The sequence below is a fragment of the Saccharothrix stipae genome, from assembly GCF_054781895.1.
The window spans coordinates 425,672-441,931 of record NZ_BAAGTN010000002.1; the positions used below are offsets into that span (position 1 = coordinate 425,672).

The 16,260-nt window shown below is 75.1% G+C and carries 10 protein-coding genes; 5 read left to right on the top strand and 5 right to left on the bottom strand.

Features of this window, described 5'->3' with window-relative positions; genetic code table 11:
* The first annotated feature begins 367 nt into the window (after nucleotides 1-367).
* Nucleotides 368-2,056 carry a DEAD/DEAH box helicase gene (locus tag ACYVLT_RS04740; RefSeq protein ID WP_461118853.1) on the top strand — a complete coding sequence of 563 codons (1,689 nt, stop codon included), beginning with the start codon at nucleotides 368-370 and terminating at the stop codon, nucleotides 2,054-2,056.
* 17 nt (nucleotides 2,057-2,073) lie between these two features.
* Here the strand turns inward: ACYVLT_RS04740 and ACYVLT_RS04745 are convergent, their stop codons facing one another.
* Entirely contained in the window at nucleotides 2,074-3,354 is a 1,281-nt protein-coding gene (locus ACYVLT_RS04745; RefSeq protein ID WP_461118854.1) for a carboxylesterase family protein, read from the bottom strand.
* 19 nt (nucleotides 3,355-3,373) lie between these two features.
* On the opposite strand from ACYVLT_RS04745, the gene ACYVLT_RS04750 reads away from it, so the two are divergent.
* Genes ACYVLT_RS04750 through ACYVLT_RS04760 form a run of 3 tightly spaced genes read left to right on the top strand, consistent with a single transcriptional unit; the run spans nucleotide 3,374 to nucleotide 6,409 of the window.
* Nucleotides 3,374-4,846, top strand: coding sequence for a pyridoxal phosphate-dependent decarboxylase family protein (locus ACYVLT_RS04750; protein ID WP_461118855.1), 1,473 nt, complete (start codon nucleotides 3,374-3,376; stop codon nucleotides 4,844-4,846).
* A 10-nt stretch (nucleotides 4,847-4,856) separates the two neighbouring features.
* Nucleotides 4,857-5,798, top strand: a complete 942-nt coding sequence (locus ACYVLT_RS04755; protein WP_461118856.1) for a P1 family peptidase — start codon at nucleotides 4,857-4,859, stop codon at nucleotides 5,796-5,798.
* Nucleotides 5,799-5,800: 2 nt separating this feature from the next.
* Complete coding sequence (locus ACYVLT_RS04760) at nucleotides 5,801-6,409, top strand: DUF4865 family protein (protein WP_461118857.1); 609 nt, start codon at nucleotides 5,801-5,803, stop codon at nucleotides 6,407-6,409.
* Here ACYVLT_RS04760 and ACYVLT_RS04765 read toward each other — a convergent pair.
* From ACYVLT_RS04765 to ACYVLT_RS04775, 3 genes are all read right to left on the bottom strand, one after another.
* Entirely contained in the window at nucleotides 6,387-9,668 is a 3,282-nt protein-coding gene (locus ACYVLT_RS04765) for a tetratricopeptide repeat protein (RefSeq protein ID WP_461118858.1), read from the bottom strand. The genes ACYVLT_RS04760 and ACYVLT_RS04765 overlap by 23 nt on opposite strands.
* 113 nt (nucleotides 9,669-9,781) lie before the next feature.
* Nucleotides 9,782-11,107, bottom strand: a complete 1,326-nt coding sequence (locus tag ACYVLT_RS04770) for a GGDEF domain-containing protein (RefSeq protein ID WP_461118859.1) — start codon at nucleotides 11,105-11,107, stop codon at nucleotides 9,782-9,784.
* Nucleotides 11,108-11,478: 371 nt separating this feature from the next.
* The gene (locus ACYVLT_RS04775; protein WP_461118860.1) at nucleotides 11,479-12,633 is read right to left on the bottom strand and encodes an MFS transporter; all 1,155 of its coding nucleotides are present in this window, start codon (nucleotides 12,631-12,633) and stop codon (nucleotides 11,479-11,481) included.
* Nucleotides 12,634-12,671: 38 nt separating this feature from the next.
* On the opposite strand from ACYVLT_RS04775, the gene ACYVLT_RS04780 reads away from it, so the two are divergent.
* Nucleotides 12,672-14,999, top strand: a complete 2,328-nt coding sequence (locus ACYVLT_RS04780; protein WP_461118861.1) for a tetratricopeptide repeat protein — start codon at nucleotides 12,672-12,674, stop codon at nucleotides 14,997-14,999.
* Nucleotides 15,000-15,002: 3 nt separating this feature from the next.
* Here ACYVLT_RS04780 and ACYVLT_RS04785 read toward each other — a convergent pair whose 3' ends face one another.
* Nucleotides 15,003-16,232 carry an MFS transporter gene (locus ACYVLT_RS04785; protein WP_461118862.1) on the bottom strand — a complete coding sequence of 410 codons (1,230 nt, stop codon included), beginning with the start codon at nucleotides 16,230-16,232 and terminating at the stop codon, nucleotides 15,003-15,005.
* Nucleotides 16,233-16,260 lie beyond the last annotated feature (28 nt).

Sequence of the window (16,260 nt, forward strand, 5' to 3'; positions counted from 1 at the left end):
ATCCCCGGTTCCGATGGCCGGCGTCCGGCGCACCGGCGTTCGCCCGACCGGCCGACCCACACCTTCGGGTTCGCCCTCCCGAAAATACTTCACGTCACCGTCGCAGGGTGATTTCCGATTCGTTCACCGGCCCGCCCGGCGTTGCCGCACCGACCGTTAACCGTCAATTCGCACAAATTCCGGTGGGTCAACTGTTGACGTCGCACGTGACGGGCCGGATGTGCGCACCACGGCCTTCGGGCGAAACCCGGCGGCGCGGTTCCCGCGAGTGGATCTTGGTGGGTCGGTGCGGGTCGCCGCGTGGCGGCACGCGCCCGGCGACCCCCCTCACCGAGCGGTTCGAGGGCGATCAGCGAGACTTGAGGGTATGAACGACGAGCCCGACGACCGGACCAGCTTCGCCGACCTCGGGTTGCGCCCCGAACTGCTCCGGGCGCTGTCCGGCCTCGGCTACGAGGAGCCCACCCCCATCCAACGCGAGGCGATCCCGCCGTTGACCGGAGGCCGTGACCTGCTCGGGCAGGCCGCGACCGGCACCGGCAAGACGGCCGCGTTCGCGCTGCCCGTGCTGGAGCGACTGGCGGCGAGCGAGCGCGACCAGCGGGCGCCGTTCGCGCTCGTGCTGGTGCCCACGCGCGAGCTGGCGGTGCAGGTTTCCGAAGCGGTGCACCGGTACGGCCGGGAGCTGGGCGCGCGGGTGCTGCCGATCTACGGCGGCCAGCCCATCGGGCGGCAGCTGCGGGTGCTGGAGCAGGGCGTGGACGTCGTGGTGGCCACGCCGGGCCGCGCGGTCGACCACCTCAGCCGGGGCACGCTGAAGCTGGAGCACCTGGAAGTCGTCGTGCTCGACGAGGCCGACGAGATGCTCGACATGGGTTTCGCCGAGGACCTCGACACGATCCTGGCCGAGACGCCGGCGCGGCGGCAGACCGTGCTGTTCTCCGCGACCATGCCCGGCCGCATCGACCGGCTGGCCCGCCAGCACCTGTCCGACCCGGTGCGCATCACCATCGGCCGCGAGCAGGCCGAGCCGGGCGAGGCGCCGAAGGTGCGGCAGAGCGCGTACGTCGTGCCGCGCGCGCACAAGCCCGCCGCGCTGGGCCGGGTGCTGGACGTCGAGGCGCCGACCGCGGCGATCGTGTTCTGCCGCACCCGCGACGAGGTCGACCAGCTCACCGAGACGCTGAACGGGCGGGGCTACCGGGCCGAGTCGCTGCACGGCGGCATCAGCCAGGAGCAGCGCGACCGCGTGATGACGCGGCTGCGCAACGGCACGGCCGACCTGCTGGTGGCCACCGACGTCGCCGCCCGCGGCCTGGACATCGAGCAGCTGACGCACGTCGTCAACTACAACGTGCCGTCCGCGCCGGAGTCGTACGTGCACCGCATCGGCCGGATCGGGCGGGCGGGCCGCGAGGGCGTGGCGATCACCCTGGCCGAGCCGCGCGAGCACGGCATGCTCAAGACCATCGAGCGCGTCACCAAGCAGCGCATCCACATGGAGAAGGTCCCCACGATCGCGGACCTGCGCGCGCGCAAGCTGGAGCTGACCCGCGCCGCGCTGCACGAGAGCCTGCTGGAGGACGACCTGGACAGCTTCCGGGTCGTGGTGGAGACGCTGACCGACCAGTTCGACGTCATGGAGGTGGCGCTGGCGGCGGTCAAGCTCGCGCACGAGGCCACCGGCGCGGCGGCGGACGAGGAGGAGATCCCGGAGTACGTGCCGAGGTCCGGGCCGTCCGGTGAGCGCCGCGGTCGCGAGGGCGGCGGCGAACGCCGTGAACCGCGCAAGCCGCGCCGCCCGTCCGCGGGCATGACCAGGCTGTTCGTCGGCGCGGGCCGCAGCTCGGGCATCCGGCCGCAGGACCTGGTCGGCGCGATCGCGGGCGAGGCGCGGCTCAACGGCCGCGACATCGGCGCGATCGAGATCGCCGACCGGTTCTCCCTGGTGGAGGTGCCGGACTCGGCGGCGCAGCAGGTCATCGCGTCGCTGCGGGGCGCCACCATCAAGGGCCGCAAGGTCACCGTGCGCCGGGAGCGCGACGACCCCCGTTGACGGTGTCGGCGCGGTGCTCAGGTGAGGGGCTCGACGGGGTGGTCGACGGGCGCGAAGACGTCCACGCCCCGCCACGGCTCGCGCCGCGCCTCCACTTCGTCGCCCCAGTGCCGCACGCCGGTCCACCCGGGATCGCCGGTGGTGCAGAAGTCCACCCACGACTGGAGCATCCGACGGGACAGCGCGCGTTCGTCGTCGCCGGCCGGGCCACCGATCAAGAAGTCGGCGCCGTCCAGGTTGCCGAACGAGAACGGCACGTCCGCCGTGTGCCAGGCGGGTGGCCGGGTGAACCTCGCTAGCGACGCCCGCCCGTGCGCCTCGGCCAGCCTCGTGGTGGGTTCGGCGAACACGAGGTCGCCGGCGAGCCGCACGTGCGCGTCCTCGAAGTGCTCGTACGCCGCCACCACGTGGTCCGGGACGCCCCAACCGCGGCCGAACGCGCGCAGGTCGGCGGGCGGTCGGAACGTACCGACCGCCTCGAACAGGGCGTACTCGACGTCGGTGTGGCACAGCAGGGCGTCGACCGCCGGGTCCAGCGCGGGCAGCGCGTCGGCGACCGGACCGAACAGCACCGGGTCCCAGCTCAACGGTCCCTCGCGCTGCGCGGCCACCAGCGCGTCCGCCGAGGCCACCGCGGACTCCGGCGTCGCGGTGTCGATCCACGCCGCGACCCGGCGCGCGAACCCCCGCGTGTAGCAGCGGCTCGGCACGCTGTGCGCGATGACCCGCCGCACCGGCTCCCACGCCGCCAGGAACAACGCCGACCCCGCGCCCGCCGACTGCCCGCCGACGGTGATGGCGCCGGGGTCGCCCCCGAACACCGCGATGTTCTCCCGCACCCACCGCAGCGCGGCCCGCTGGTCGAGCAACCCGCGGTTGTCCGGCCGCCCGTCCACGTGCCCGAACCCCTCGAACCCCAGGCGGTAGTTGCACGTCACCACGACCAGCCCGGCCCGCGCCAACGCCGTGCCGTCGTAGTCGGGCTGAGCCGACGACCCGAACGTGTAAGCGCCGCCGTGCACGTAGAACAGCACCGGCCACGGCCCGTCCGATGTGGACGGGGTCCACACGTTGAGCGTCAACACGTCCTCGTCGCCCGGCCGCCACACCGGCGCGCCGGGCAACCGCGCGGACTGCGGCGCGATCGGCCCGAACTCCAGGCAGTCCCCGGAGGGGTCGGCGGGCACGGGCGCGGCGAACCGGCGCGCCCCGAACGGCGGTTCCGCGTACCGGATGCCGAGGAACGCGTCCACTTCGGCGTCGACCGCCCGGCCCCTGAACTGTCCACGTCGTGTCATCACGGCATACCCTGCCACGATGGGTGATCCGCTGAACGCTCGCGAGGACGCCGCCGAGGCGTTGGGGATGGTCGCGCGTGCCGCCGGGCCGTACCTCGACGCGCTGCCGCACCTGCCGGTGCGCGACGCCACGCACGCCCACCTGGTCGAGGACCTGGACGGTCCGCTGCCGGAGTCCGGTGACGGCACCATCGCCGCGGTCGCGGACCTGTTGCGGATCGGCACGCGGGCCGCCACGCACTCGTCCGGGCCGCGGTTCTTCCACTTCGTGGTCGGCGGCGCGACACCGGCCGCGCAGGCGGCGGACTGGGTGACCTCGCTGCTGGACCAGAACGCCGGGCTGTGGGTGACCTCGCCGTTGGCCGCGCGGGCCGAGACGGTGGTGCTGCGGTGGCTGAAGGAGGCGTTTGGGCTGCCCGCGTCGCACGGTGGCGTGCTCACGCCGAGCGCGACGTTCGCGAACCTGACCGGGTTGGCGTGCGCGCGCCAGTGGTGGGCGCAGCAGCACGGGGTGGACGTGACCGCGGCCGGCCTGGTCGGGTTGCCGCGGCTGCCGGTGTTCTCCAGCGGGTACGTGCACCCGAGCAGTCGCAGGGCCTTGCAGCTGCTGGGGCTGGGCCGCGACTCGGTGCGGACGCTGACCCGTGACGACGCGGGCAGGCTCGACGTCGACGCCCTGGACCGGGAGCTGGCCTCGTCCGGGCCCGCGGTGCTGATCGGCAACGCGGGCGAGGTCAACGCCGGCGACTTCGACCCGATCGACGAGCTGGCGGACCTGGCCGAGCGGCACGGCGCGTGGCTGCACGTGGACGGCGCGTTCGGGCTGTTCGCCGCCCTGTCCCCGCGCACAGCCGGCTTCGTGAGGGGTGTGGAGCGCGCCGATTCGGTGGCCGCGGACTGCCACAAGTGGTTGAACGTGCCGTACGAGAGCGGCGTCGCGTTCGTGCGGGACCGGATGGTCCAGGGACGCGCCTTCGGCAGCTGGAACGCCGCGTACCTGCCCGCCCCGGACGAGGAGTTCGTCAACTACAACAACCTGGGCCCCGAGTCCTCGCGCCGGGCACGCGCCTTCCCGATCTGGGCGACGCTGCGCGCCTACGGCCGCGACGGTCACCGGGCGATGGTCGAACGCCACCAGGACCTGGCGCTGCGCCTGGGCCGCCGCATCGAGGAAGCCCCGGACCTGGAGCTGCTCGCCCCGATCACCGTGTTCGTCGTCTGCTTCCGCTACCGCCCGCCGGGCGTGCCGACCGAAGACCTGGACGCCCTCAACCGCGAGCTGGGCGAGGCCCTGGTCGAGGACGGCCGGGTGTACGCGGGCACGACCGTCTACCGGGGCATGGTGGCGCTGCGGCCCGCGATCGTGAACTGGCGGACCACCGCGGACGACATCGACCTCCTGGCATCGGTGGTCCGCGAGCTCGGTGGCCGCCTGCTCGCGTCCCGTGACCCGCGCGCGCATCGCCCGGAGCCGCGGCCGGCCGACAAGTAGCATCGGCGGCGTGCGGAACGCGATCACCGATGTGCCGGGCGTGCTGGTCGGGCACGCCACGCGGATCGGTGGCGGCGCGTTGACCGGCACGACGGCCGTGCTGTTCCCACCCGGCACGTTGTCCACTGTGGACGTTCGGGGTGGCGCGCCCGCGACCAGGGACACCGCCGCGCTCGACCCCCGTTACGGCGGCCGGGAAGTGGGCGGTGTCGTGCTCACCGGCGGCAGCGCGTACGGGCTGGCCGCGGCCGACGGGGCGGCGCGGGAGCTGGGCTCGTTCGTGCCCGCCGCCGCGTTGTTCGACCTGGGCCGCGGCGGTGACTTCCACGCCCGCCCGGGGCCGGCGGAGGGCGCGGAGGCGGTGCGCAACGCGGGCGTCGAGGTCGCGCAGGGCAACGTCGGCGCGGGCACGGGCGCGCTCAACGCCACCCTGAAAGGCGGGGTGGGCACCGCGAGCGTCGCACTGCCCGGTGGGGTGGTCGTGGGCGCGATCGCGGTCCTCAACGCGGTCGGCCCGTCGGTCGACCTCGACACCGGCCTGCCGTTCGCCGCGCACCTGGGCCTGCCCGGCGAGTTCCCCGCCCACCAGGGCGACGACCTCGACGCGGCCCGGATCGCGGGTCACGCGCAGCCGTTCAACACGGTCATCGGCGTGATCGCCACCAACGCCCGCCTGCCGCACCCGTTCGCCCTGGCCAACGCCGCGCAGGACGGGCTGGCGACCGCCGTCCGCCCGGCCCACGGCCTCACCGACGGCGACACCGCCTTCGCCGCCTCGACCGGCACCCACGACGCCGATCCCGGCCGGGTCCTCGCCGCGGCCAGGGAGGTCTTCGCCCGGGCCCTGGTGCACGGCCTGCTCCGAGCGGAGTCCGTCACCACGTCCTGGGGCCACCTCGCGGCCTACCGCGAGCTCTACCCGCGCACCGCAGCCGCCTACCGGGGGACCTGACCATGCACGCGATGCACTACGAGATCACCCTGCCCGCCGACTACGACATGGACGTCATCCGCACCCGCGTCGCCACCCGCGGCTCGGCGATGGACGCGTTCCCCGGCCTGGGGCTCAAGGCCTACTGCGTGCGCGAACGCGGTGTCGACGGCTCGCCGGTCAACCAGTACGCCCCGTTCTACCTGTGGCGCACCGCCGAGGGCATGAACGGTTTCCTGTGGGGACCGGGCTTCCGCGGCCTGAGCGCCGACTTCGGCCGCCCGACCGTGCAGCACTGGACCGGTCTGGCCTTCGCGCGCGGCACGGCCGAGGACGCCACCGCCGCCACCAAGCGCACGTGGCGCCTGCCCGCCGACGCCGAGCCGACCGAGGCGATCGACCAGGCCCTCGACGAGCTCCAGCGGCTCAAGGACCACCCCGACCTGCACTGCACCGCGTTGGCGATCGACCCGCGGCACTGGGAGCTGGTGCACTTCAGCCTGTGGCGCACCGCGCCCGACACCGACACCGACACCGGCACCGACACCGGCACCGGCACCGACGTCCGGTTCCGGGTGCCGCACCTGTCACGGCCCGAGCTGGACGACCTCAGCGAGGGTCGCCACTGGTAGTCCGCAGCCGGCCGACCCCCGGGTCGCGGGCGCGTTCGGGGTAGGGCACGGACAGGTAGCCGACCAGGTCGATCACCCCGCCGCTGGTGCGGTCCAGCTCGCGGGCGAACGCGAGGATGCCCGCGTCGGCGCGGTCCATCAACCAGGCCAGCAGCACGACCACCACGTCGGCGAGCAGACCCACCTGGAACGGCATGTCCTCGCGCTTGCCCGCGGTCACCGCGCTGGCGAAGTCGGTCATCCCGCGCTCGGTCAGCGGCAGCGGCCCGGTCTCGATCGCCCGCTTCATCGTGTCCACCACCAGCGGCACGAGCGACGCCCACACCTCGCGCGGCGCGACCTCGCAGATCAGGCCGCCGCACAGGGCCGCGGTCCACAGCGCCTCCGGGTCGCCCGCCCGGACCGCGCCGACCGCCAGGTGCGGCAGCAGTTCCGCGCCGCGCTCCCACGCGCCGGTCGCGACCAGCTTCTCCACCGCGTGCCGGTAGTGCCCCAGCGCCTTGCCGTGCTCGCCGCGCGCGGTCAACACGCCGCCCAGGTCGTCGTGGAACGACGCCACCTCGGCCGCCGCGCCCACCTGCTCGGCGCGAGCCAGGCCGACCGCGGCGTAGTGTTGCGCGGTCTCCAGGTCGCCCCGGTCGCGGTGGCACGCGCCGAGCCGGCGCAACGCGGCCAGCTCCTGCCGGTCGTCGCCCAGGTCGCGGAACAGCTCCACGGCGCGCGACCCGGCCTCGATCGCCCCGGCGAGGTCGCCGGTCTCACGGCGCCGGTCGCACTCGGCGAGCTTGAACGCGGCCTGCCGGGCCCGGTCGCCCAGCTCCTCGGCCAGGTCGTGGCCCTCGACGGCGTAGCCCAGGGCGGTCTCGGTGTCGGCGTCGCCGAGGTCGTCCAGCACGGTGATCGACTCCAGCTGTCCCGGTCCGTCCCCGCGCCCGAGGTGCTCCTCGTACGCCAACCGCGCCGCCTGTCCGGCTTCGTCGGTTCTGCCTTCGCGCATCAGCAGCCTCGCCATCCGCAGCAGGACGTCCGCTCGGTCGCGGCACGCGTCGCCCAACCCCACACACCGTTCGAAGTCCGCGAGCGCGGCCCCGTATTCCCCGCGCCGCTCGGACCGTGCGCCGGTGAGCTCGAACCTGGTCGCCCAGAGGGCTTCGAGCTCGTCGTCGGGCAGGTCCAGTCCGGCCAGCAGCGCGTCGACCCGCTCCACCAGCGCCGCGGCCCGCTCGTCGTCGTCGTCCAGCTTCAGCTCGGCCAGCAGCACGTCGGCGTAGGACGCGGTGTCGGTCAGCCCGCCCGCCTCGGCCACCTCGCGCAGCGCGGTGATCTCCCGGTGCAGCACCGGCGACAGGGTGCCCGCGCCGTCGCGCGCGGCGGCGGCCAGCAGCTCGCACCCGGTCAGCGCCGCCTCCGCGTCGGTGGTGGACCGGTCGCGCCACTCGTCCAGCCTGCCGTTGACCGTGCCGACGTACAGGTAGGACCGCTCGATGCCGCCCGGTGTGCCGGTGTTGACGATGGCCCGCGCGGCGGGCGTCTCCTCGGCGGTGAGCCGCCGCACGACGGTGCGGGCGAACCCGGCGGCCAGGTTCGGCGGGATGGTCCACAGCGTGCCGATGTAGCCGCGGGCGCCGGCGCGGACGAACTCGCGGCCCAGCCGCGTCCAGGACCGGCACGAGTTGTTGAACACGATCGGCCGGTGCCGCAGCGTCACCGGGATGTCGTCGTCGGGCAGGGTGCGGCCGTCCAGCACGATCGCGTCGTCGGCGTCGTGGCAGTTGAAGAACACCAGCTCGACCGGCAGGTCCACGACGAGGTCGCGCAGCACGTCCGGCGAGGCGTCCTGCTCGGACAGCACGATCGGGTGGGTGTGGTGGCCCAACGACGCGATCGTCTCCGGCAGCTCCCGGAACGCCCCGGAGTCGAACACCAGGCTGAACGCGCCGGGCTCGCGCGCCACGCCCGCCCGGTGCAGCTCGGTCAGCACGACCAGCGCCGGGTCGGCCACCACGTGCCCGATCGGCTTGCGCGCCCAGTTCACGTCCTCGGTGTGCACGAACGAGTACGGCAGCCCGGTGGTGAACGCGGTCAGCCGCCGGTCGCCTACCTCCGCGACCGCCTCGGCGGGCACCTGCGCGGTGACCACGGCCTCGACCGCCGCGTACGGGTCGTGCCCGCCGGTGGACAGGTACCGCCACAGCGCCTCGACGAACCCGATGCCCTTGACCGCGTCGCCGATCGCGCCCGCCGCCGCGGTGACCCGCTCCTGCTCCTCGGCCACCACCCGGCCCACCTCGACCAGGTCCGGCTTCGGCGTGATCACCAGCCGGGCGCCGCGGTGGTGCGCGTAGCCGGCGGCGGCCAGGTCGTCCACCTCGCCGGTGCGCTCGACCAGCACGGCCTCGTCGCCGTCGTCCGGGTTGCACTCGGCGAGCGGCACGGGCGGCGCGCCCTCCACCACGCGCAGCGCCGCGCCGGTGCGCAGGGCGGTGAACAGGGCGGCGACGAGATCGGCGTCCGGCGCCACGTCGAGGGTGCGGTCGGGCTCGCCGCCGCGCAGCAGCTCCCACGCCTTGCCGGTGAGCGCCGCGACGTCCCCGACACCGGGGTGGTCCCCGCACGGCAGGTGCAGGCGTTCGGGCAGGTCGCCGAACAACTCCTCGTCCGGTTCGGCGAGGAACACCACCCGCCGCACGCCCACGGCGTCGAGCAGGTGGGCGACCAGCCGGTCGTGCCGGTGCGACGAGGAGTCCGCCGGTCTCAGCGCGACGACGGGCGTGACGCGGTCCGGTGGCAGGCACGACACCACCACGGCGGCCTCGCGCACCTGGTCCGGGCGGCACACCACGACCGTGTCGCCGACCTCGAACACCGGCTCGCTGATCACCGTGACGCTCAGCTCCGACTCGCCCGCGGGCAGCTGGACGGACACGCCGCCGTCCTCGACCGCGCACGGCGACGAGCCGGACACCAGCAGCGACACCCCGTCGGGCAGGACGAACGACACGCCGTGCGCGGTCTCGGTGGCGGGCGCGTCGACGGCGAGCCGCCAGCGGGCGGGCGCGGGCAGGTCGAAGCGGTGCCGCAGCACCGCGCGCACGTGCCCGTCACGGGTCTCGTCGACCAGCAGGTCGCGGGCGCCCGCCTCGGCGGTCAGCTCCTCGACCGCGTCGACGGGCGGTTTGCGGTGCACGTCGAGCAGGACGGCACGCAGCAGCCCCGCTTCGAAGCGGAAGCGGATTCCGTGCGGGGCACCGAGGTCCACTGGCTCACGACCCTTGCAAGCGAGGAGAGGAGACCACCGTGTCGGAGGTGGCGGGCAGAAACTACGCCACCGACGCCCCGACCTGTAGGAGATCCGGCAGGTAGTCGCGCTCGTTACACGCCGGGCCGCTCGGAGCGGGCCGCGGGCGTCCACCGGGAGCGGCGCTGCCCGCCCGCCGCCTGCACCTGGTCGCGACCGAGCCGCTTCGCCTCGTACAAGGCCGCGTCCGCCGCCGCGAGGAGCCCCTCCACGGTGTCCTCGGCGACCTCCGGCCACACCGCGATGCCGATGCTGACCGTGAGGCCCGCCACCGTGCCGCCGTCGCCGACGTCCACGAGCACCCGGTGGACCTCCGAGCGCATCCGCTCGGCGACCGCCACCGCCTCCTCGTGCTCCACGCCGGGCAGCAGCACGGCGAACTCCTCGCCGCCGAAGCGGCCCACCGCGTCACCGCGCCGCACCGTGCTCTCCAGCGCCGCCGCGATGCGCCGCAGCACCAGGTCGCCGGTCTGGTGGCCGTGGGTGTCGTTGATGTCCTTGAAGTGGTCGACGTCGATCATGAACAGGCCGACGCGCGCGCCCGGTGGCTGCCGGCGGGTGCGTTCCAGCTCCAGCTTGGCCTGCAGGTGCCAGGCCTCGGCGTTGAGCAGGCCGGTCTTGGTGTCGGTGCGGGCGGCCAGCTCCAGCTGGTGGATGAGCACGGTGCGGTGCAGGGCGACGGCCGCGACGACCATCGGCAGCGCGAACCCGGGCCACCACGCCACGGCGAGGGCGACGAACCCGCCCATCGCCAGCTGACCGGCTTCGAGCAGGTTGTCCGCGGCGCTGCCGATCGAGTCCCGCACCGAGCGGGGCCGGACGGTCAGCAGGATCACCGCGGCCACCAGCACGGTGTTGACCAGCCACTGCGCGGCGCCCGCGCCCGCCAGGCCGACGAGGTCGAGCGCGCCGCCGGGTCGACCGGCCTGGAGGTGCTCGCGCAGGCCGGTGAGACCGGACACGGCGCTCGCGGCGAGCGTGGCCAGCACCATCATCGCCGTGGTGAACACGCACCGGTGCGGTGGGCGTGAGGCGTCCCAGCGGCCGACGACCCACCAGCGGTGCGCGTACACCAGCACGACGAGGGCGACCGCGAGCGACGGCGGCAGCACGAGCGCGCCGGCCAGGATCCAGATGCTGCACAGGTCGACGTGCGGCAGGTGGCTGTGGTCGCGGCGGATGCGCTCGATCCAGCGCGAGCAGTGCAGGTGCAGCGCGGCGCAGCCGGCCAGGACCGCGAACGTGGTCCACGAGCCGGCGGGCACGGGCCACGCGGTGGTCGCGGCGGCCCCGACGACCGCGAGCAGATCCACCGACAGCACGTACACCAGGGCCTGCCTCGGCAGGGACCATAGTGACCAGCGTCGATCGCCCGACGACGTCGAACGCGCTCTGCCCATGGTTCCTCACGACTGTCTGCCCCGGACTGTCATGGCGTCCGGACGGAGGGTCACAGTAATGGTGACCTGTGTCGGTGTCAGCCGCTACCGGGGTGACCCACCCCACCGGAGGTGAGCGCGGTGCGCGACAAGATCTGGTGAAACCGCTGGTCGGAGCCAATCGAGACAGGACGGAGGTGTCGTCGTGCGCGACAAGATCTGGTGAACCCCCGGATATCGCGATCCGCGCCGACAACCACGTCGAGGGAGGTGCGCCGCCATGCGCGACAAGATCTGGTGAAGACCGGAGCCACGAACCACCGTGAACGGCGAAACCCGAGGTCAGGCGCGGGCCGCGGCGAGCGCTCCCCACTCCCGCGGCCGGCGTGCGGTCAGTCGACCCGTGCCCGGACCAGCCACAGGCACGCCGTCGCGGCGCCCAGGCCGCTGAGCACGAGCGTCGCCCGCGGGCCGACCAGGTCGCCGAGCAGCCCGCCCACCAGGGCGCCGGCGGGCGCGGTGCCCCAGACCGCGGTGCGGATGGTCGCGTTGACGCGCCCGTGCAGAGCGGCCGGCGTGACCTCGTAGCGCACCGGCACCTGGTGGACGTTGTAGACCTGGAGGGCGAACCACATCACCGCCACCGCGCCGATCACCAGCTGGTCCACCGCGACCAGCGCCTGCCCTCCCCCGGTGGCCAGGACGGCGGCGACCATCGTCCGGCGGCGCCCCCACCGTTCGCCCAACCGCGCCGCGACCAGTGCGCCGAGCAGCCCGCCGACCGCTCCGGCGGACAGCGTCAACCCCACCCGCGCCGCCGACAGCCCCAACGCCGTCACCAGGTGCAGCACGACCACGACGGTGAAGGCGTTGAACCAGAAGACGTGCGTCGCGGTGCACAGCGTGACCCGCCGCAACCCCTGGTGGCCGAAGACGGCCCGCACCCCGGCCCACATCCCCGCGCCCACCTGCGGCCGTTCCACCACCCGCACCCACAACAACGTGACCGCCGCGACGAGGAAGCTCACCGCGTCCGCCGCCAGCGCGCCCGCCGCCGTGATCGCGCCGACCAGCCACCCGCCCAGCGCGGGTCCGGCGACCTGCGCCGTGGCCTGCCCCACCTCCACGACCCCCTGCGCCCGCGTCAACTGCTCCCGGGGCACCACCATCGGCACCAGCGCCAGGCCCGCGATGTCCCCGAACACGGCGAACGTCCCCGCCACCGCCGCCACCGCGGCCAACAACCCCACCGACAACACCCCGAGCCCCGCCGCGACCGGCACCACCGCCAGGCTCGCCGCCTGTCCGAGCGCGCACACCCCGGCCACCAACCGCCGCGGCAACCGGTCCACCCACACCCCGGCCGGCAGCCCGAACACCAGGTACGGCAACCGCGCGCACGCCGCCACCACCCCGATCCCCCACGGCCCCGCGCCCAACGTCAGCGCGGCCACCAACGGCACCGCGACCACCGTCACCTGCGACCCGACCAGCGACACCGACTGGCCCACCCACAACAACAGGAACGACCGGTTCCGCCTGAGCACGGCATCATGATCCTGGGACCGCCGCGGAGGGGGCGCCGATGGAGCACGAACCCGACTCGTCCCGCCGGGGCGCGACGACCGCCAACTCGCTGTCCGGTGCGGTGACCGGGACAGCGGTGCAGGCGGGCAGCATCGGCGAGGTGCACGTGCACGGGACGGGCGCCCCGGCCCCGGACACCTGGGTCGTCACCGGGATCTCGACCGCGGTGCCGACCGAACCCGGTCCGCCGGTGGCGCACGGCCGGGACGTGCTCGTGGCCGACCTGCTCGACCGGGTGGTGAGCCCGCGCCCCGGCGGACCGCGGTTGCTGTTCGGCGCGGGCGGCATGGGCAAGTCGACCGTGGCGCGGATCGTCGCCCGGCGGGCGGAGCAGGAGCACGGGCGGCGGGTCTGGTGGATCAACGCCGCCACCGAGGAGCACCTGTCGGGCGGGCTGGTCGGCCTGGCCCGTGACCTCGGGCTGGGCGCGGCCCACCAGGAGGCGATCCGCACGCACCGGGTCGCGGGCCTCGGCGACGTCGCCGACCTCGTCTGGCGGCGGTTGGCGGGCGTCGAGCCGGGGTGGCTGCTCGTCGTCGACAACGCCGACGTGCCGGAGCTGCTCGGCCCGCCCGAGGGCACCGGGTGGATCCGCGAGTCGGCGACGGGGCTGGTGCTGGTGACGACCCGCCGGCACGACCGGTCGAGCTGGCCGGGGCACGTGGAGGCGACCCCGATCGGCCCGCTGGACCGGGCCGCGGGCGCCCGCGTGCTGCTGGACCTCGCGCCGCGGGCGGGCGACGAGTGGTCGGCGGGCGCGCTGGCCGACCGGCTCGGCGGCCTGCCGCTGGCGCTGCGGCTGGCGGGGCTGTACCTGGGCGGCGACTTCGTGGCGTGGCCGACCTTCGACCGGTACCGGCAGGCGCTCGACGTCGCCGGCGTGGCGGGCGTCTTCGACGTCTCCCGGCACCGGGACCGCCGCGACCTGGTCGGCCAGACCTGGGAGCTGTCGCTGGACGCCCTGGCGCGCAACGGCCTGCCGCACGCCAGGGCGCTGCTGTGGCTGCTGGCCTGCTACGCGCCCGGCGCGCCCGTGCCGGAGGAGCTGATCACGGCGGTGGTGCCGGAGGAACCGGGACGGCGGCTGCTCACCCGCCTGCTGGACCTCGGGCCGTCCCCGGCCGGCGACCTGGAGGCGATCCTCCGGTGCCTGCGCGGCCTGGCGTCGGTCGGCTTGGCGCAACGCCCGAGGTCCGGGGGCGACATCCCGGCGGTGGAGGTGCACCCGTTCATCGCCGAGGTCACCGGCGCGGTGCTGGACGCGCTGCCGCCCGACGACCCCAGGCCCGGGCGGACGCGTCGGGCGGCGGTCGCCGCGGTCGGCGCCGCGGTCGACGCGCTGCGGGTCGGCGCCGCGGCGGACTGGCCGCGGTCGCACCTGCTCACCCCGCACGTGCACCACCTGCTCGCGCAGGTCGGCCCCCGGCTCGACCACCGGGACCGGGTGCGGCTGCTCGACTGCGTGACCGCGTGCGCGACCGCCTACCTGTGGAGTCGCGCCGAGCGGCGGGCCGAGGACCTCGTCGTGCGGGCCATGGCCGTGGCCCGCGAGCTGGGCTGCCACGCGGACCCGGCCTACCTGCGGCTGCGGCACGTCCAGGGTTGGGCGCTGCGCGAGCAGGGCGACCACGCCGGGGCCGAGGAGGTCCTGCGGGACGTGCTGGCGGCGCAGACCGCGTTGCCCGGCGGTCCGGACCGCCCCGACACCCTGCGCACCCGCCACGACCTCGCGTGGACCACGGGGCGGCGGGGCGACTGGGCCCGCGCCGAACGCGAGCTGCGCGAGGTCCGCGACCGGCGCCGCGCCCGGTCGGGCCTGGACCACGACGACATCGACGTCCTGCACACCCGGTGCATGTTGTGCTGGAGCGTGGGCATGCAGGGCCGCTGGACCGAGGCGGAGCACGGCTACCGCGTGGTGCTGGCCGAGCGGACGGTGCTGATCGGCGCGGACCACCCCGACACCCTGGACACGCGGGAGAGCCTGGGCAAGGCGCTGGCCTGGCAGGGGAAGTGGGCCGAGGCGGCGGCGGAGTTCGACGAGCTCGTCGCCGAACGGGCGCGGCACCTGGGGCGCCGCCACCCCGACGCCCTGCTGGCCCGGCAACTGCACGCCTACGCCGTGGGCCGCCTGGCCCTGGCCCGGCAGGAGGCCGTCCGACCCCGGTGGGCCGTGCGCACGCTGCGCCGCACGCGGACGCTGCTGCGGGACGTCCGCGGCCCCGACCACCCGGCGACGGTGCACGCCGGCTCGTTCCTGGCGGCGCTGGTGGGCCGCTACTCGCCGGCCCTGCCGTGGCCCGACGACGTCCCCCGGCCCGGGTGACGGTCAGGCCACCGCGGCGGGCGCCACGCGGGACCACGCGGCGGTGGCGGTGACGGCCAGGACGGTGCCCGCGACGCCCGCCACGGCGATGGCGGTGGTCGGGGAGCCCGTCGCGGAGGCCAGCAGACCGCCCGCGGCCACGCCGATGCCCTGCGCGGCGACCAGGCCGCTGCGGGCGAAGCCCAACGCCTGGCCGCGCTGCTCGTCCGGGACGAGGCGGACGAACGTGGCGCCCGCCGTCACCTGGTAGGCGCTGAACACCCCGCTCAACGCCAGCAGCGCCACCGCGCCCACCAGGTTCGGTGCGAACAGGTAACCGACCAGGGGCAACGCGGTGGCCACGGCCAGCAGCCCGAGCAGCCGCACCCGCAGCGACGCGGGCAGGAAGCGCAGCAGCACCGTGCCCAGCACCATCCCGGCCGGGTCGGCGGCCAGCAGCAGGCCGACACCGGCCGCGCCCGCGCCGACCTCCGCCGAGAACGGCGCGGCCAGCCCTTCCGGCACCACGGTGAACAGCGCCAGCCACCCCAGCGCCACCAGCAGCCGCAGCCGCCGGTCCCGCCACACCAGCGCCGCACCGGCCCGGATCCGCACGTGCGCGGCGGGCACGAACGCGGGCGCCGGCCGCGCGCGCAGGCCGAAGCGCAGCAGCAACGCCGACACCGCGAACGTCACCGCGTCGGCCAGCAGCGCACCGGAGGTGCCCAGCCACGCCACCACCAAGCCGCCGCCGACGAACCCGAGCAGCAGGCCGGCCTGGTGGGTGATCAGGTGCACCGACTGCCCGGCCTCGTACCGCTCGCCCAGCACGGACGGCAGCAGCGCGCCCTGCGCGGCGGCGAACGGCGGCTCGGCCAGCTGCGCGACCACCAACAGCGCCGCCACCAGCGGCAGCGGCACGCCCGGCACCGCCATCACGGCCAGCAGCACGGCCCGCACCACGTCGGCGACCACCATCACGGTCCGCCGCGGGTACCGGTCGGCCAGGCCCGTCAGCAGCACCCCGGACACCAGCGCGGGCAGCATCGTCAACGCGTAGGTCAACGCCGTCCACGCCGCCGACCCGGTGCGCTGGAACACCAGCACCGACAACGCCACCCGGGCCAGCTGGTCGCCGACCGTCGACAGCACCGCCGCCGACCACAGCACCCGGAACTCCGGCACCGCGAACACCGCGCGGAACCCCGTGCCCCCGACCAACCGCTCCCCCGATCCGACGCGACCGGTCCCCACGCGACCGATGAGTTCTCCGGGCCTGCCG